Here is a 17,576-nt window from a genome sequence, read left to right on the forward strand (position 1 = left end):
AGTTGGCCAGCAGGCCAGACAGCAGTTCTTCGGGTACGTCGTGTTTCTTGGTGCTCATTGTGCTTACGGACAGTCCGGCTTGCGCCGGCGGTTGATTGTCCGTTTACACAAAATTCTGCACACCCTCCAGTTCATTAGAGACTTCGGGCACATGTACCAAGAGCGCAACCAACTTCTCAAAGAAGTCACGCGTGCTCATCACGAAACTTTGCTGCGCTTAGCGATGGCGGCCGAATTCAAAGATGACGATACAGGCGCACACATTATTCGCATTGGCTATATCGCTGAAGCTTTAGCTTTACGCTTAGGTTGTACCCAACATTTTTCCAGTCTGCTTCGTAAAGCAGCCCCCATGCATGATATTGGAAAAATTGGTATCCCAGACAGCATCCTTAAAAAGAACGGTCCATTGACGCCAGAGGAACGTGTCAGTATGAATAAGCATGCTGAAATAGGTGCAAAGTTACTTGGGCAATCGCGAATTCCAGTTTTTCAAATGGCTGCTGAAATAGCCGCTTGCCATCATGAGCGTTTTGATGGCAAAGGGTACCCTAAAGGGTTATCCGGTGAAGATATTCCACTTTCTGCACGTATTACTTCCATTATTGATATATACGATGCGTTAACGATGGATAGAGTCTATCGACCAGCATTTCCCCTAAAGGTTGCGCTCGATATGATCCAAGCGGAACATGGCAAAGCTCTTGATCCAGCGATCGTCGACATCTTCATGAAGAACATAGATGAGCTGGATGAGTTGAGATGCGCATTAACGCGTCATTCTCCAACTTTTGAAGATCTCATTGACACACCTTGAATGAAATAGTGCTTTGCTGGAAAAAAGTAATGGGTTTAAAAAAGATGTTTCAAATAAATTATAGAAGATTTGCTGCCAAGCTTGGGATAGCTTCATGTATTCTGGCTAGCTCATTCGAAGTTTTTTCTGGAGCTGTTTTAGATCATGTAAAGTCAACTGGAACACTTAAAGTTTGCATATGGCCTGAATACTACGGAGTTACCTTTCGCGATAATCGTTCTGGTCGGCTTCAAGGCGTTGACATTGAACTATCCGCCGAGCTTGCGAAAGACCTAGGAGTGCGCCTCGAATACATTGACTCATCTTTTCCAAAACTAATTCCAGATTTGTTAGGGGCGCGATGCGATGTCGCAATGTTTGCAGTTGGAATACTGCCGCAACGACAACAGCAATTAAGCTTTACTGCACCCTATTTGAGTTCCGACATCTATGGCATCAGCACCAAGAGCAACCCGGTCGTCCAAACTTGGACAGACATTGACAAGCCAGGTGTGCAGGTAGCCGTTCAGCGTGGCACCTTTATGGAGCCGGTGATGAAGCAATCGCTCAAGCATGCCCAAGTGGTGTCTATCGAGCCCCCTCAGACCCGAGAAAAGGAGCTAATGGCTGGCCGTGTGGATGTCTTTATGACTGACTATCCTTACAGCCGCCGATTATTGGATAGTGCCGACTGGGCCCAATTGATTCCTCCAACTACGCCTTTCCATATCCTTCCCTATGGCTATGCCGTCAGTCCCAAGGACCATCAATGGTTAGCACGCCTTAATCAGTTTGTGTCAGATATCAAGCGCGACGGACGTCTAGCGCGGGCTGCGAAAAACAATGGTTTAAGCGCCATAGTGGTACCCGAAGCCACCCGATAAAGTACGAGAACGATGCCACACCGAGCTGCAACCCGTCAGTTTTTAGGCGTCCGTCACAGTGCTCATATCAAAGGCTTGATTTTTGTATTTGCATTGTGTGTGCTAGGAGCTCTTGCAATTTACATCTGGGGGCAGTTGCACGCACAAGCTGAACAGAGTAAGTCACAGGCAATGCTGCTGGCTCGAGTTCTTGAGGAGCAAACGGCACGGACATTCGAGACAAGCGAATTGGCATTGTCGAGCCTTGCTCTAAGTCCTGCAATTGTTGACCACGATGCCTCGGCCCAGGAAAGGCAGGCTTCTTTAGCTCAAGTGGTCTCACAAATTCCGTTTATTCGCGCGATGGCTTTGCTGGATCGGCGAGGCAATGTCCTCGCGAGTACGCAGCCGGGTGACAGAGGCGCGACAGTTCCCATTGAGTCGCTGTTCACTGAGAAAATTCGCGAGCCCAAACCTGGAGCGGCTACGCTGGGAAAGCTGATTCAAGGAAGAAACTTGTCGGCGCTCAGTACCAGCAAGGACCAGTCGCCTCGGGGCGTCAGCTTTCTACCGCACGTACTGAGCTTCCTTCAGGAAGACGGTAGCACGGCCTATCTTGTTGCCCTCATAAATCCAGATGCAGTGGCCAATTTCTACCAGGCAACGCTTGAGTCCCTGAGCTATGAAGCTTTGTTGTTGACTTACGAAGGCGAACCGCTGGCCAGCACAAATAAGGGGGCGGCAGTCCAGCAGTCAGAAGCCTTGCAGACTCCTATCTTCAAGCAGATGTTGCTCAACGGTGAGCGGGGCTCATACATCGGCAAAGGCATGCTTGGTGAGCAGGAAATAGTTTCCTTCCGAACGGTGCGTCATTGGCCGCTTGTGCTGTTGGTAGAGGAGCCGTATTCCGCAGTTGTTCAGCGTTGGAAAGATGACGCGTTCATCTTTTTTGTTGCCGGGCTCGCATTGCTTTTTCTTGTTATCGGGTTGGGCTATTCAGTGCGCAAGACTCGCAAGCTTCAAAGTGCAGCTCACAGAGAGATGGACCGAGCTCAAGCAAAACTTGCTCGCAGTGAGCAAGAGCTGGCCGTGCTTATGCGCAGCGTTCAAGAGCTGATTTTTCGCACAGACAAGGATGGGCGACTGACTTTTGTGAATGCACGTTGGGAGATGCTTACCGGCCAGTCCAGCAAGCAAGCTCTTGGACTGAGGCTAGAGAAAATTGTTGAGCCTCAATTTAGACCTCAGGTTAAGGTTCTGCTCGACGCAAAGAGCCGACAGAGTTTGCGCACATGCCAAGCACAATTCGCATTGCCAAACGAGAGGGAAATTCTCTGCGACATCGCCGTAGTTCCTCTTACGAAACACGGCGAAATCATTGGCTTCGCAGGCAGTGCAGTGGATGTGACGGCGCGCTGGAAGGCACAGCAAGAATTGCAAACACAGCTTACTTTTCAGCATTTGCTTTTTGAGTCCACCCCTCTGCCACTGCTGGTCACCGATGAGGCTCATCGCATAACGATTGCCAACAAAGCATGGGAGGAGTTTTCTGGCTCGAACTCGCTGCAAGTGATGGGCAGTAATTTGCAGGATATCTGTGCCAGCGAAGATGCAACGAAGCAACTTCGAACCAATGATATTGTTCTCGCGTCGGGCCAGCGCACAGTGCTTGACACCAAAGTCATTCATGCCGATGGCACCTATCGGGACATGCAAATTACAAAGACAGCGATTAAAGACGTGCGGGGGCGCCCGACAGGTGTGCTGAGCATCTTCGTGGATGTCACGGAATTCAGGATTGCCGAGCTAGCGACGCGGGAGGCCCGAGATGCTGCGGAGGAGGCTTTTAGAGTGAAGTCTGAGTTCGTTGCGAACATGAGCCATGAACTGCGTACTCCGCTTCAATCGATTATTGGCTTCTCCGAGCTGGGACAGCTTAGGTCACGTGCAACCCCTAAGTTAGGTGAGATGTTTTATGACATTCATGCAGCGGGACAGCGAATGTTAGCGTTGGTCAACGACCTTTTGGATGTAGCAAAACTTGAAAGTCCAGTGGGGTCAATCCATACGGAAAAAGTTGATCTCAGAGGGCTGATTAGGCCAGTTGCACGCGAACTTGAGCCACTGCTCCATCAGAAGCAAATTGATCTGCGGCTTAGGCTGGAGGATGCTCCGTTAATTGCCAAAGCAGACCCAGTCCGGTTTCAGCAAGTCATTCGCAATATGCTGGCTAATGCCATCAAATTCTCTCCGCCCCATGGGCGTATCGATGTTGAAGGGCACTTCGATGGTCAAGGAAACATCTGTGTTGACTTTCTAGACCAAGGACCAGGCGTGCCAACGCAAGAGTTAGACAAGATTTTTCAGCCATTCGTTCAGTCCAGCAAAACGAAAGACGGTTCGGGTGGAACGGGCTTGGGACTGGCAATCTGCCGAAAGATTATCGACGCGATGGATGGCACCATTACAGCAGCCAACAGGCCAGACGGCGGTGCAGTTTTTCGCATTACGCTGCCTACTCGCTCAGCTCAAGAGACGCAGCCAGGAGAGCTGCTGTAGTCTGTATATGTCGAATGGTGCTAATACCAGAAGCTATAGTTGTTAGAGCAAGTATGGTATCGACGTAGAGCCATGATTTGCGTTTACGACGGCATCTCGATTTCTCCAGGCTCAGCCCTTCGCTGTGCGGTATGGCCCACTCTTGATAGGTGATCTGATGAGAGGTCGAGGGGCAGCCAGTTCAATGCTCGCGAAGCAGTTGGCTCAAGGCGCCAGAAAGCTCAGGGTACCGCCAAGAAAACCTTGCTTCCTGTGCGCGCTGCGGAACCAAGCGCTGACCTCCTAGCAACAGAACGGACATTTCCCCTAGTGCCAGTCTCAACGCCCAGGCCGGAATGTGAAATACGGCCGGTTTGCCTAACTCTCGGGCGAGCATCTGCGTGAAGTCAGCATTGCGAACTACCTCAGGTGCGCAGGCGTTGTACGGCCCGCTGCAGCTCTCATTGTTCAAAAGGTAGTCGATGAGAGCGACTTGGTCCTCGATATGTATCCATGGCATCCACTGTTTCCCGCTGCCCAATCTGCCTCCAAGCCCTCGTTGGAATGTTGGCAGCAGCCGTGCCAGCATTCCACCGGTTGACGTTAACACGGGGGCAGTGCGTAGTACTACAACCCGCACACCAAGCTGGCGCGCGCGTATAGCCTCCTGCTCCCAGGCTACGCATAGACGGCTTCCGAAATCGATGTTGCCCGCGGAACTGTCTTCTGACAACCACTGTTCTCCGCCGTCACCGTACCAGCCGACAGCAGAGCCCGAGATCAAGACTTGCGGTATCGAATCTTGCCTTCCCATCCAATCCACCAAGGTGCGCGTCAGGTCAATTCGGCTGTTCCACAAAAGCTCGCAGCGCTCTGCAGACCAACGGTGAGTTGCGATGGGTGCTCCTGCTAAGTTGACGACAGCATCGAATGAAGCACTACCATCGAGTGAATCAAGATGCGCTATACCCTTGGAGCCCAGGCACAATCTTTCCACCTGCTGAGGAGTTCGGCTCCACACCCAGAGATCGTGACCTTGGCTCCGCCAGAGCCGACAGAGAGCCTGTCCAATGAGTCCGGTGCCTCCGGCCAACAGGATGCGCATGGGGTTCTCCTTTTTAGGAAATGACCAAAAGACTCACCAGGGCAGGCGTTGTCCATCGTATGCCCAGAAGCCGCCGCTGTCCTGTGGCTGCAGGCCGTCTAATACTGCCAACAAATCCCGCGCAGCATCGGTGGGACGACGGCCGATCTGAGCACCGCGAAACGGAGCCGACAAAGCAGAGTCAACTGTGCCGGGATGCAGGGCTGCCAGGACCGCTTTTGGATGCGTGCGAGCCATTTCAATAGAAGCCGTCTTGAGCAGCATGTTCAGTGCAGCCTTCGAGGCTCGGTAGCTATACCAGCCACCCAGACGGTTGTCGCCGATACTGCCTACCTTGGCCGACAGAACCGCAAGCACGCTTGGCTCGTTCTTTGGAAGTAACTGTGAGAAGTGTGCCAAGGCCAAGGCAGGGCCGATGGTGTTGATGGTAAAACTGGCTGCCATGTGTGCGGCGTTCAGGTCAGCCAGTCGCTTTTCGGGAGCGCCGGTTGGGCCGCTGAGCATTCCCGTGGCAACCACAATCAGGTTCCAGCGACCTTGCTGACGCAGCGAGTCGGCGGCAACTGCGATGGAGTCCAAGGCTCCGAAGTCGACGGGGGGACTGCTGCTTCGGCTCAGAGCGGCGACTGCGGCGCAGCGTGGATCTGCCTCCAACTGCGCGGCAATGGCTGCGCCTATAGCGCCGGATGCCCCAAGAATGAGAGCACGGTAACCAGTCGGCAGAGATTGCATGGTAGGCCTCGGTGATGTCGTTGCTACAGGTGGTCGAGCTGTTCGCGCAGTTGCTGAGCATGTGCGCGCAACGCTAATTGCTGCTCAGGCGGGAATTTCTGCCACTGTCGGTACACCAGTGCCAACCGGTGGTTGCTGCCAAGAACATCGACGTGACGCGCAAAAAAGTCCCAGTAAAGAGCGTTGAAAGGGCAGGCGCTCGGGCCGGTCTTCTGCTTGGGGTTGTAGGCGCAACCCTGGCAATAGTCGCCCATGCGCTGCAGATAGGCCGCGCTGCTGACATAGGGTTTGGTGGCAATCAGGCCGCCATCGGCGCGCTGGCTCATACCCAGCGTGTTGGGCAGCTCTACCCACTCAAAAGCGTCAATGTAGATGCCCAGATACCAGCGGTGCAGCTCCATGGGATTCAGCCCCGCCAGCAAGGCAAAGTTACCGATCACCATCAGCCGTTGGATATGGTGGGCATGTGCGGTTTGCAGCGACTGCTTGATGGACTGCTGCAAACAGCGCATATGGGTTTCCCCGGTCCAGAACCAGTGCGGAAGCGGCAAGTGGTGCTCCAGCGCATTGCGACTTTCGTAGCCCGGCATATGTGCCCAATAGATGCCGCGGATGTACTCACGCCAGCCGAGGATCTGGCGCACAAAGCCTTCCACAGCAGCGAGCGGCGCGTGGCCTGAGCGCCAGGCGGCTTCGGCACATTGCAGCACCTCCAGAGGGTGCAGCATCTTCACGTTCAACGCGAACGAAAGCAAAGAGTGGAATAAGCGCGGCGCTTGGCTTGACATGGCGTCTTCATAGTCGCCAAAGTGCGGCAGTGCATGGGTGACAAATGCCTCTAAACAGCGCATTGCCTCTCGCCGGTTCAATGGCCAACGCAGTGCATCCGCCTGCGCGTCACCGAAGCTTTGAACATTGCTGCGCTGCACGATTTCCCAGAGAGTGCTGTGGTCGTGGAGGGGACGCCAGTCCTCAGGCTCAGCAGGGGTTCCTGGCCAGGGTTTGCGGTTGTCGCTGTCAAAGTTCCACTGTCCGCCAAAGGGCCGTTCATGTTCGTCCAGCAGGAGTCGGTAACGGCGGCGCATGGTGCGGTAGAAATGCTCCATCAACCATTGGCGGCGCCCACGCATCTGGGTAGCCAGGTCATCGCGTGCCGTTAGGAAGTGTTCGCTGTCTACTGCAGTGCAGGTCAACTGCTGGCTGCTAGCCCAAGCCTGTAGTTGAGCGTCCAGCCGCCACTCGTCGGGCTGCTGCCATTGCACCGTGTGGGCGCCGTAGTGCACAGCAAGCGCAGCCAGGTTGCCGGGTATGGACTGGCGGTTACTGGCATCGTCGATCGACACATAACGAACCCGGTGACCGTCGGAACGCAGCTGGCGCGCAAAGTCGCGCATGGCAGCAAAAATGGCCAGAATTTTCTGTGCATGGTGCAGCACATAGTCGGTTTCCTGCCGCACCTCCATCAGTACATACACGACCTGCAGATCAACCTTCCGAAACCAACTGTGTTCCGGATTGAGCTGATCACCCAGTACCAGACGCAGGGTATGTGCGCTGTGGGTGGCGGCCGTACTATCGCTCATGCTTTACCCCAGAGACGCTGGTAGGCTCCATCAGCGTCGTAGGTGGCCGCTTGTTTGACAGGATCAAAGCGACGCCCTCCTTGCGGATCTGTACCCCGACCGGCAATGTAAAGCCAGTTGCCCTGGTTGCTATAGACGTCATAGTCCAGCAACTGTGACTCAAACCAGGCAGCGCCGGCACGCCAGTCACAGCCCAGGTCATGGATCAGATAGCTGGCCGCCACTTGGCGCAAACGGTTGCTGAGGTAGCCCGTGGCAGCCAACTCGCGCATGGCTGCATCCACTAGCGTCTGGCCGGTTTGCCCTGAGCACCAGGCTGCAAAGTTCTGATCATCATGTGGCGTGGCAAGCTCCGGACCCAGGCCCCGTGCACGGTAGAGCGCCCGACCATGCTGCATATGCAGAAAACGAAAATAGTCCCGCCAAAGCAGCTCGAACCAGAGCCAGTAGCTGCTTTCGGTCGCGCCGCGCGTAGCTTCAAATTGTCGAAGTTCAGCGTAGGCTTGCCGTGGCGACAACGCGCCTGTAGCTAGCCAGAGCGACCATTTGCTTGAGTAGTCCAATCCCACCAGACCGTTACGCGTACGCTTGTAACTGTGGGGAAGACCACGTGCGAGGTACTGCCGCAGGTGTGCAAGGGCCGCAGACTCGCCGCCTTGCAGTAAGGCGATGGCGCTTCGGGTATCGAGCGAAGGAGAGGGGCCGGCCAACGCGCTCAGAGCTGGTATCTGCTCTCGAAGATACTCATTGGGTATATGTGGCGGAACTCTGGGCAGAGCCTCCGGTACTGGCAGAGGCGGGTAAGGTTGTAGCTTGGCGTGCTCAACAGCCTGGCGAAACGGTGTGAATACGTCTGGCAGTTGGCGCACAGGCCAAGGCAATTGGTCCTGATGCAGCAGGCTGCTGTGCCACACCGTGTGAACCTGCAAGCCTGAAGCACGCAGAGCTTCAACCTCGGCCTGCTCATCGGGCGCGGCGATGTCTTCACAGACAATGATGTCGGCCCCTAAGGCCTGTGCCAGCGCAGGCAGGGCCTTGGCGGCTGGCGCATTCAAAATCAATAGCTGAGAGCGCAGTTCGTGAAAATTCTCGGCCAGGTTCTGTATCGTCTTGGCTAGCCAGGTGCGACGGTGCTGGCCGACACGGGCAAAGCCCCAATGGGTTCTGGCTTGAATGTCCGGCAGGCACAGCACCGGCAATATGTACTGCGCCCCCATCCTGCACGCGGCGTGAAGCACGGGTTGGTCGTGCAGGCGCAGGTCGTTGCGTAACCAGAGCAGCACCGTGCTCATGTCTGTTCCCCAGGTGGAGGTGACTGCTTGCGCTGCCGACGGCAGCGTTCGGAGCAGTATTTGACCTCGTCCCACACCTGAGCCCACTTTTTGCGCCAGGCAAATGGGCGCCCGCAGCAAAGGCATGACTTTTCAGGCAGATGCGGTTTGCGGTGCACGGCATGCCTCCTTCGATCTCAGCCCGCGTGCGAGTGCAGCGCCGTGTGGACATGCCGGGCCAGGCTCCGTCCGCTCAGCCAGGCACCTTCCACGCTGCCGCTGTGCATCCAGTCTCCGCACATTCCCAAACCTGCTGCAGCGTCCCACCATGCGCCAGCGTTCAATGGGTTGGCGGTGTCGGCATAGCGCCAACGATGAGCGGTGGCCTGAACATTGGCGGGATCGGGGCCTCCCAGTTGCGCAAATGCATGCAGCAGTGCGGCCGTGACAGTTGCGGCATCGTCTTCCAAATGTGCCTCGCTCCAACTGTGTGCGGCATGCAGCAGCCAGGTTTCGGTGCCGCCTCGGCTAGGTTTGCTGCTGTCGCGTGCGATCCAACGCAATGGACTGTGCTCGACAAAGCAGCCGTCTACTGGCAGTGACAACGGTTGATGGCAGCGCACCATGAGTGCCCAGCAGGGCAGCATCCTGGCATTACTTGCAAGGGCAGTGGCATCAGGAGCAACACCTGCCAGCAGCGACGCGGCCTGCGGTGCTGGAACGGCAAGCACAACCGCTTCGTAGCGATGTGGCTCGGTGCCATGCTCCTGGCTTTGCAGAATCCAGCCAAACGCCGAACGCGGTTGCAAAGGCGCGACGGTGGCTTGCCACTGAAAGCGCACAGATTGCGATGTGGCATGCATGTCGCGCACCATATGTGCAGCCGGAGAGGTCATGCGTGGGGTACCGACAAAGCGCTCCAAAAAGCTGTCTTGCGGTGCGAAGTCATAACCATCATGTTTGCCGATGAGGCCCTGCCAAACCTGCGCAGCACCTGCCTGCTGCCACTCGGAGACCTGTTTTCTAAACTCTGCATGATGTGCCGTGAAATACTGGGCACCGTGGTCACACTGCCAATCAATGTCTCCATCGCTGCTACGGCGCGTGCTCATTCGGCCGGAGGGGCCGCGACTCTTGTCAAATACATGGACGCAGTGGCCCGCTTCTACCAACGCCTGGGCGCAGGCTAGTCCAGACATGCCTGCGCCAATGATTGCGATGGCTTTGTTGCTGCTGCTCTCTGTAGGGTTGGGGGTGCTCATGGGAATTCAAAGTCTGTAAGTACTAGATGCATCCGCGTGGACGCAAAGTCGCGGGAGTATGACTTTTCTGAACTCAAGGCTGGTTCGATTGAGAGACCTTAGTGACACGGCTCAGGTCTACGCCCAGGGTTTTGGCCTTCTGTAGCAACAGATTGAACTGTTGCTCGGGAATGGTCTTATTGCGTGACAAAAGCCAGAAGTAATCCATGCTGCTGCCAATCACCAAAGAGGTTTGATAGTCCTCATCAAGGCTCACCACGTTGTAGCCGCCATAGAAAGGGCCGAAGAAAGATACCTTCAGAGCCCCAACATCTGGCGACCCAAGGAATCGAGCCTTGCCCTCGGCTTCGCGCCATTTCTGCTTGACTGAGTCGAATCCTCGGTTCAGCACTGCAACGCTTCCGTCATCGTTGAGGCTGTAGCTAGCTGAGACCTGGGTCAAGTCTTTTTCGAAGCTGTGATCGATGCGTGCCAACTCGTACCAAGTCCCCATGTAGCGCTTGGCATCAAAACCGGTGACCGGCTTCACCCCAGTAGGTATGTCAACAGCACAACCCGATAGAACAACGTTGGCCCCCACAAGTACCGTCGCAAGCGCTGTCGCGCGCATAAATGAGCTTCTAGAGATATGCATGAAGTTCCTTTGGTTAATGCGCAAGACAGAGACAACGATCGGCGAGATTTCGCTGCTTGAGCCAACATGTTTCGCATGTTCGGACTCAGAACGAACTCCAAAATCACTATGTTCAGCGAGCCAAAAAATTAGCCGAACCGTCAGTGGTCTTATTTTTCAAGCGCAGTGCAACTTGCCGGCTCAACCGCAGCTCCCGCAAGACTTGAATCACAGCCTGAAGGTGCGACGCGAGAAGACACCGGAAAAAACGTCTCTACGGCGCGCTGCCATCTTGGAGGCAGGTGCTGCTCGAACTCGCTGGTTGCTTACGGCTTGTGCGCTCCTGCAAGGAAGTACACCGCGTCACCAACGCTCAACTGAACATGAATGTTCTTTTTGCTTTGCATCATCATTTTTCAAACTAATAAGATCAAATCATGAACTCATCAGTTCAAACTATAAACTAAAGATGCCAGGCATGCACTATTGGGGCATTGATGTGCTAGATCTGCAGGTGCTCGATATGTGCGTTATTGCAAAAAAAGACATTGAAGTCGCAGCTTTGCTATAGTTTTTGAAGCGAGCTCCTGGCCAGAAGCCACTACTGAAAGCGATAGGGGTCAGAGCTGATGACATGCAGCCCGTTGGCGTTGCCCAGCGCATTCGCGCGGTTGCTATCGACATGACTACTGCCTACGAGCTGGAGATCCAGGCCAACTGCCCCAACGCCGAGATCGTCTATGACCTGTTCCATGTCGTGGCCAAGTATGGCCGGGAGGTTATCGACCGAGTGCGTGTCGATCAGGCCAACTTGCTGCGCCAACAGCCCTCGGCGCGCAAGGTGCTCAAGCCCAGCCGCTGGTTGCTACTGCGCAATCGCAACAAGCTGCAGGCTCAACAAGCATTGCAGCTCAAGGAGCTGCTGGCGGCCAATGAGCCATTAATGGCGATATACGTCTTGCGCGATGAGCTAAAACAGCTGTGGTTTTACCGTCGTCCGGCTTGGGCGCATCGCGCCTGGCAGCACTGGTGTGAGCAAGCGCGCCAAAGCGGTATTACAGCACTGAGCGCCTTCGCTCAGCGCTTGCAAAGCTACCTGCACGGGATCATCGCCCGATGCCGGCATCCGTTGAACACAAGTGTTGTCGAGGGCATCAACAACACCATCAAGCTCATCAAGCGCCGGGCCTATGGCTACCGCGATCAGGACTATATCTTTCTGAAGATTCGCGCAGCCTTCCCCGGTAATGCGCGATGAACCAAAAAAGCGCACCTTCCAATCGCTGACAGGTAAGGTGCGCTCCTAGTCTTAACGTCAGACCGCTTTCCAAAAAATATAGTCGGCCTGATACTGCACGATCTGCTTGCTGCCCAGATTCGCAGCTCCGCAGGCCATGCTCGGCGCAACGCCACCCTTGGTTGCCACACGCTGGATATAGGTCACCCCCTGCATGGCTCCCACGCCGCTAGCAGGGTTGGCCTTGACCAGTTGCAGAGGGATATTGCCCGCTCCGGCAGGAGCCACGGCAAGCTGCGTGGCAGTGACCTTGGAGCCGTCGTTATTCTCCCAAGTCGCTGGCGGCCCCCAGTATTTGCCGATGACCGTACCGCTTCGCGTTTGCAGCTTGGCATCGGGGCCTACAAACACCCATTCGTGCTCGGCTGTCATGTCCTTCTTGGCCCGACACTCATAGGTGATCTGGCCAATGCCCACGGTCTCCATGGCCACTTTGTGTCCTGCGGGCACTTGCACGGTAGCCGGAAGTTCGGGTTGTGAATACATGGAGTGAGAGCCCATGGATGAGCAAGCGCTCAGGCCAAGCGCGGATAGGCACAGAGCGGTCAGCGAAAGTGTGTGTCGATGCGTCATGATGACTCCCTCAAATAAGATGAAAAATGCACCGGGCGTGACTGCCCGGTACCCGGGGCTTCGCCAGGTCAGCCACCAAACGACAAGGCATTGCTTGGCAAGGGGCGGCCGAGAGCCGAGATCAGGGCCGTGTAGTGCATGGTTTCATCGGCAGCCAGGCGTCCTGCGACCTTGGCCAGGTCACGGTTTTCGAAAGCAGGAATGACGCTCAGGTAGGCATTGGTCGCGCCAAGTTCCAGTCTGGCAGCCAGATTGAGAACATCGGCCTGACTCTTGAGCGTTGCGGCCTTAAGAGATTCTGCATAGGCCTGCATCGAGGCTTCAGCCACCGGCTTTCCGCCCATCTTCTGGATGGTGGCAATCAAGGCGTCACGGTGGGCCTTGTGGTGGCTCTGGAACAGCAGGGCCACATCCAGAACGGGCTTTTGCAGCAGGCCACTGCCGGCGCCTAGTTGGTAGGCATTGATAGCCTCGTGCTCCAGTCCCAGTGCCACATTGAGGATGGAGACATCCTTGGCTGGATCATTGCCCATGCCTTGGGCCAGGGCCTCGTTGCCTGCCAGCATGGCAACCGCCACGGCTGACAAAGTGCCGGTAGTGCCGAGAAATCCGCGACGCGAGGCCATGGGCGAGGAATGGCCTTCAAACAGATGGATGCTCATGATGACTCCTGGTTGACTGTGGGGATGTGTCTATCGGTTTTGATGTCCGACGCTTGGAATACGCAGCCTTTTGCACGATGGATTCAAGTTTCTGAAAACTTTTTTCAGATTTTTCGTGCGTTTTCCACATCCACCACGCGAGATGCTGCGTATAGGTGATTACCAGGAACTGCAACATGCCTTGGCAGTTATCCAACAGCACAGCATGAAGCAGGTCCTACTGATCAAAATGGCTGCATGAGCGCCAAAACACCGGACAACCAACTGATGGACCTGATCGACCGCGTAGCAACCCGGGACGAGGCTGCTCTCAAGCTGCTGTACGACCAGACCTCCACGCGGCTGTATGGACTGGCTTTGCGCATACTCGGAAACAAGGAATGGGCCGAGGATGTGCTGCAGGAGAGCTTTCTGGGAATCTGGCGCAGTGCGGGGACTTACCGGGACTCGCTCAGCCCGCCCCTGGCCTGGATGGGCATGCTGGTGCGCAGCCGGGCCCTGGATTTTTTGCGTCGACGCAGAGCCGAGCGCCTGCATCTCAATTTACCGATTGAGGACTTTGAGCAGTTGCCGCAGGGCGAGGACGCACAAGGGCCCATGCAATTGGTGGAGGCCAGTGAACAGGCTGTGGTCTTGCACCAGTGTCTGGAAAAGCTGGAGCAGCCACAGCGCCAGGTGGTGAGTCTGGCCTATCTGAACGATCTAAGTCATAGCGAACTGGCCAGCAGCCTGAAGCTGCCGTTGGGCACGGTCAAGACTTGGATGCGCCGCAGCCTGGAGCAGTTGCGCAAATGCATGGCGCGCCACGTCTGAGTGCCAGGAGTCCACATCATGAATCTGAGCCAAAACCCTGAATTACTTGACCGCCTGGCTGCCTCCTATTCACTGGGAACTTTGCATGGAGGGGCGCGCCGTCGCTTTGAGCAACTGGCACGCGAATATCCTCAGGTGCGTGCGGCAGCCTTGCTGTGGCAAGGTCGCTGGTCGGCCTTCTCCGAAGTCCAGACTCCAGTGCAGCCCGATGCGGTGGTCTGGACACGCATTGCCAACCTGCTGCAGGCCGAAACAGCCAAAGCCAAGTTGGCTAGGCAGCGTGAAACTGCATCGAAGTCGGCATGGCCGACAGTCGCATGGTGGCGTGGACTGGCAATGGCAGGCGGTTTGGCCACGGTGGCGGCTATCTCGGTAGGGCTTTGGTCGCATCAAGGGCTTAGGGATACCTCGCAGCAGAAACTGTCTGCGTTACAGACTCAACTCCAGATGGCGCAGGCTGAATTGCAGGCGGCCCCCCAAATTCAATATGTGGCGGTGCTGGCCGATGGCAAGGCCGATGCGTCCATGCTGGTGACCTTCGATCCCCGGCACCAGCAACTGGTGTTGCAGCGCGTGAGCGGCTTCAAGGAGGCCGACAACAAGTCTCTGCAATTGTGGGCCTTGCCTCAACAGGGCGCTCCACGATCCTTGGGGGTCATGGGTGACGGAAAACTTGACCAGCTCACGGCACAAGAGACTGATGTGAAAGCAGTCCCGGCCCTGGCCATCAGCCTGGAGCCGAAAGGCGGCGTCCCCAGCTCGATGGGGCCGACTGGCCCAGTGCTATTCAAGGGTGCACTCATACGGCGGGATCTTTGACTCAGGCCTCCGCAGACACGAAGGCCATCTCGACTGAGGCAGCAAAAAGCTGTTAAACCTCAATGGCTGCTCTCAGTCGAGCGCAGGCCCTCGACAACAACCACCAATCAGCATGCTATCTCGTGGCCAAATTTCGTCCAGTTTGCCCAGTGTACAGCGACCGCTTACGCCGAGAGCAGACGTGGGCTAGTGATCTTGCTAGCGACCGCAACGGGTCGTTCAGCGACAGTCGCAGATCGGCCATTAGCAGTCTTTCAAAGTAGGGCCCCTGGGCAGAAGACCCTACCGTACCGTCCTAGTTACATCCAACTGATACAGCTCCAACTGCCAGCCTTAAGAAGCCAGACCTTAAAGCCCGCGTGATCTATCGGAAGAAGGGGCATCGGCCAAACACACTAAGTGCTCATGCAAGAGTTATCATCGAATCTCGATATCGACATTCGATATGACAAAAAAACCAACACCAAACACACTAGAGCACCACGACCTTCTGTCCGGGTTTATTCGCCTGCATGTGCTGCACCATGCTGCCGAACAGGAAATTTATGGGCAATGGATGATCGACGAGTTAGCTCATCACGGCTACCGCCTGTCTCCTGGAACGCTCTACCCGATGCTGCACAAGATGGAGCGGGACGGCTACCTTGTCTCGCGGCAGGAGCGCGAAGGGCGCACGGTGCGCAAGCTCTACACGATCACGAGCAAGGGCAAAGAAGGCTTGGCGCTGGCCAAGGAGCGCATCCGGGAGTTCACCGGGGAGGCAATGCACAAATGACCGATTCCACCAACACCTTGTCGCACGAAACCACTCCCGCGCGGGGAACGACTGCCGAAGTCTTTGGCGCCTTTCTCAAACTAGGCCTGACCTCCTTTGGTGGACCCATCGCTCACCTAGGCTATTTCCGATCGGAGTTTGTCGAGCGCCGCCGCTGGCTGGATGACCGCAGCTATTCCGATCTGGTAGCCCTGTGCCAGTTCCTACCCGGACCGGCCAGCAGCCAAGTCGGAATGGCGCTGGGGCTAGGCCGCGCAGGCTGGTCTGGATTGCTGGCAGCCTGGGCGGGCTTTACTTTGCCGTCTGCTATTGCATTGATCCTGTTTGCCTTCGGCATCGCTGAATACCAGGGTCTGGCGCAGTCTGGCTGGGTACATGGACTCAAGGTTGTCGCCGTGGCCATCGTGGCGCAGGCTGTATGGGGTATGGCTAAGTCACTGTGTCCAGATCGACCCCGTGCTGCACTCGCAATTCTGGCAGCACTGCTGACCATGATCTTGCCCTCGGCGCTGGGACAGGTTGCCGCCATCGCGGTGGCGGGGTTGCTGGGATGGTGGCAATTAAAGATAGCTCAACCTGGCGGTGGCCAGGCACATAGCTACCCGGTTTCGCGCAAGCTGGGCATTGTTGCACTGCTGTTGTTTGCTGCACCGCTCGTCGGATTGCCATTGTGGGCAGCAGTCACGGGCTCGTCCACGATAGCTCTGCTGGAAGGGGTATATCGTTCCGGCGCACTGGTCTTCGGCGGTGGACACGTTGTCTTGCCACTGCTGCAAGCTGCGGTGGTGCCTAGCGGCATTGTGAGCAATGCCGACTTCTTGGCTGGCTACGGTGCAGCGCAGGCCGTGCCAGGACCATTGTTCACGTTCTCAGCCTACCTTGGCGCAGTCGCCTACGGCCCGCTGCATGGCTGGATTGGTGGTCTAGCGCTGCTGGCCACTATCTTTCTCCCCGCCTTTTTCATGCTCATAGGTGCGTTGCCATTCTGGGAAGGGCTGCGTCATCGCGCTGGCATTCAAACAGCCATGGCCGGCATCAACGCCGGGGTGGTAGGCATTCTGGTATCCGCCCTGTATGACCCGGTGTGGACGAGCGCGATCCATAGCAAGTCGGATTTTGGGCTGGCATTGCTGTCATTCGGGCTGCTGACTGTGGGGCGCGTTCCGCCAGCATTAGTGGTTCTGCTGGCCGGGCTGTCGGGCTGGGTCATGGCGATAGGCCTCTGAAACGTTCTTCACAGCAGACAGCCAAACAAGCCATGCCAACGTCGGCTCTGGGTCGTGAGGTGCCCTCTGTCGCTGGCTGTTTCCGACCATGAACAGCCTTCTATCATTGGTCTCCAACGACTCTAATCAAGCACCACTCCAGCGGCCAAGCCCAAGTCTGAACACAGCACTCGAGTATCGAACCACTACAAAAATCTGAGAAAAGAGGCCTTTCTTCATCTTGCGCCTCGCAGCTCAAGCCACGGGCGGATTTGCTTGAGATGAGATCGTCGCTCTCAACTTCATGTATCCGCAGGATCAATCAACGTTTAGTAACCTCGATGGTCGTCACAACAGACCGATTGGCTTGACTGAGACTGCTCGCGTTCACAGCAAAGCCGTAGATGTTGTGCAACGCTAGGACAACGCCACATGATCGCGAATAGCCACCTTCACAATGCACGACAACGCTCCGGATCTCCGGCGTTAGAGCCTTCACGAATGCATGAATATCATTCGCCTGTTGGGGCGTAAAACCGTCCTGGGCGTGTCCGAATTTTTGTGTAAACGGTTCGGACTTCAATTGACGGAGATGCGGTCTCCGAACTGAATGGTAAAGCGGGTCAGCGCAGCCTTCCAATCCCGGATGGGCATGGTCCACTTCTGACT

17 protein-coding genes and 1 pseudogene are annotated in these 17,576 nt (G+C 56.1%); 9 read left to right on the forward strand and 9 right to left on the reverse strand.

The window, feature by feature from the left end; genetic code table 11:
- Positions 1-79 precede the first annotated feature (79 nt).
- The 3 genes from FSY45_RS26725 to FSY45_RS26735 are packed head-to-tail and all read left to right on the forward strand — an operon-like array spanning position 80 to position 4,218.
- Positions 80-817, forward strand: coding sequence for an HD-GYP domain-containing protein (locus tag FSY45_RS26725; protein WP_370512852.1), 738 nt, complete (start codon positions 80-82; stop codon positions 815-817).
- A gap of 29 nt (positions 818-846) precedes the next feature.
- Positions 847-1,680: an ABC transporter substrate-binding protein gene (locus tag FSY45_RS26730; RefSeq protein WP_041744070.1), complete on the forward strand. Its 834-nt coding sequence runs from the start codon at positions 847-849 to the stop codon at positions 1,678-1,680.
- Positions 1,681-1,692: 12 nt separating this feature from the next.
- Positions 1,693-4,218: a PAS domain S-box protein gene (locus tag FSY45_RS26735; RefSeq protein WP_148748549.1), complete on the forward strand. Its 2,526-nt coding sequence runs from the start codon at positions 1,693-1,695 to the stop codon at positions 4,216-4,218.
- Positions 4,219-4,399: 181 nt separating this feature from the next.
- Here the strand turns inward: FSY45_RS26735 and FSY45_RS26740 are convergent, their stop codons facing one another.
- The 7 genes from FSY45_RS26740 to FSY45_RS26770 form a co-directional block, all read right to left on the reverse strand.
- Entirely contained in the window at positions 4,400-5,302 is a 903-nt protein-coding gene (locus FSY45_RS26740) for a TIGR01777 family oxidoreductase (protein WP_148748550.1), read from the reverse strand.
- A 33-nt stretch (positions 5,303-5,335) separates the two neighbouring features.
- Entirely contained in the window at positions 5,336-6,034 is a 699-nt protein-coding gene (locus FSY45_RS26745; RefSeq protein ID WP_148748551.1) for an SDR family NAD(P)-dependent oxidoreductase, read from the reverse strand.
- 23 nt (positions 6,035-6,057) lie between these two features.
- On the reverse strand, positions 6,058-7,617 hold the full coding sequence (locus FSY45_RS26750; RefSeq protein WP_148748552.1) for a cryptochrome/photolyase family protein: 1,560 nt from the start codon (positions 7,615-7,617) through the stop codon (positions 6,058-6,060).
- Positions 7,614-8,909, reverse strand: a complete 1,296-nt coding sequence (locus FSY45_RS26755; protein WP_148748553.1) for a DASH family cryptochrome — start codon at positions 8,907-8,909, stop codon at positions 7,614-7,616. Before FSY45_RS26755 ends, FSY45_RS26750 begins: the two co-directional genes overlap by 4 nt.
- The gene (locus tag FSY45_RS26760; protein ID WP_080731466.1) at positions 8,906-9,067 is read right to left on the reverse strand and encodes a DUF2256 domain-containing protein; all 162 of its coding nucleotides are present in this window, start codon (positions 9,065-9,067) and stop codon (positions 8,906-8,908) included. The genes FSY45_RS26755 and FSY45_RS26760 overlap by 4 nt, the downstream gene beginning before the upstream one ends.
- An 18-nt stretch (positions 9,068-9,085) precedes the next feature.
- Complete coding sequence (locus FSY45_RS26765) at positions 9,086-10,150, reverse strand: NAD(P)/FAD-dependent oxidoreductase (protein ID WP_148748554.1); 1,065 nt, start codon at positions 10,148-10,150, stop codon at positions 9,086-9,088.
- Positions 10,151-10,223: 73 nt separating this feature from the next.
- Entirely contained in the window at positions 10,224-10,679 is a 456-nt protein-coding gene (locus FSY45_RS26770; protein WP_012838084.1) for a lipocalin family protein, read from the reverse strand.
- A 103-nt stretch (positions 10,680-10,782) separates the two neighbouring features.
- Between FSY45_RS26770 and FSY45_RS26775 the strand changes: the two genes are divergently transcribed.
- Entirely contained in the window at positions 10,783-11,334 is a 552-nt protein-coding gene (locus tag FSY45_RS26775; protein WP_148748555.1) for a hypothetical protein, read from the forward strand.
- 69 nt (positions 11,335-11,403) lie between these two features.
- A pseudogene (locus tag FSY45_RS26780) lies at positions 11,404-12,021 on the forward strand (transposase); the annotation flags it as partial.
- 57 nt (positions 12,022-12,078) lie between these two features.
- Here FSY45_RS26780 and FSY45_RS26785 read toward each other — a convergent pair.
- The gene (locus FSY45_RS26785) at positions 12,079-12,633 is read right to left on the reverse strand and encodes a DUF3455 domain-containing protein (protein WP_046462823.1); all 555 of its coding nucleotides are present in this window, start codon (positions 12,631-12,633) and stop codon (positions 12,079-12,081) included.
- 68 nt (positions 12,634-12,701) lie between these two features.
- On the reverse strand, positions 12,702-13,295 hold the full coding sequence (locus FSY45_RS26790) for a ferritin-like domain-containing protein (protein ID WP_046462824.1): 594 nt from the start codon (positions 13,293-13,295) through the stop codon (positions 12,702-12,704).
- A 237-nt stretch (positions 13,296-13,532) separates the two neighbouring features.
- On the opposite strand from FSY45_RS26790, the gene FSY45_RS26795 reads away from it, so the two are divergent.
- The 4 genes from FSY45_RS26795 to chrA all read left to right on the forward strand — a co-directional run bounded on the left by FSY45_RS26795 (position 13,533) and on the right by chrA (position 16,928).
- Positions 13,533-14,108 carry a sigma-70 family RNA polymerase sigma factor gene (locus tag FSY45_RS26795; protein ID WP_046462825.1) on the forward strand — a complete coding sequence of 192 codons (576 nt, stop codon included), beginning with the start codon at positions 13,533-13,535 and terminating at the stop codon, positions 14,106-14,108.
- Positions 14,109-14,126: 18 nt separating this feature from the next.
- The gene (locus tag FSY45_RS26800) at positions 14,127-14,927 is read left to right on the forward strand and encodes an anti-sigma factor domain-containing protein (protein WP_046462826.1); all 801 of its coding nucleotides are present in this window, start codon (positions 14,127-14,129) and stop codon (positions 14,925-14,927) included.
- Positions 14,928-15,372: 445 nt separating this feature from the next.
- Positions 15,373-15,702: a PadR family transcriptional regulator gene (locus FSY45_RS26805; protein WP_003052407.1), complete on the forward strand. Its 330-nt coding sequence runs from the start codon at positions 15,373-15,375 to the stop codon at positions 15,700-15,702.
- Complete coding sequence (gene chrA, locus FSY45_RS26810; protein ID WP_046462827.1) at positions 15,699-16,928, forward strand: chromate efflux transporter; 1,230 nt, start codon at positions 15,699-15,701, stop codon at positions 16,926-16,928. Before FSY45_RS26805 ends, chrA begins: the two co-directional genes overlap by 4 nt.
- The last annotated feature ends 648 nt before the right edge of the window (positions 16,929-17,576 follow it).

Origin of the sequence: Comamonas sp. Z1 (assembly GCF_008121555.1) — a bacterium.
GTDB classification, from domain to species: Bacteria; Pseudomonadota; Gammaproteobacteria; order Burkholderiales; family Burkholderiaceae_C; genus Comamonas; species Comamonas thiooxydans.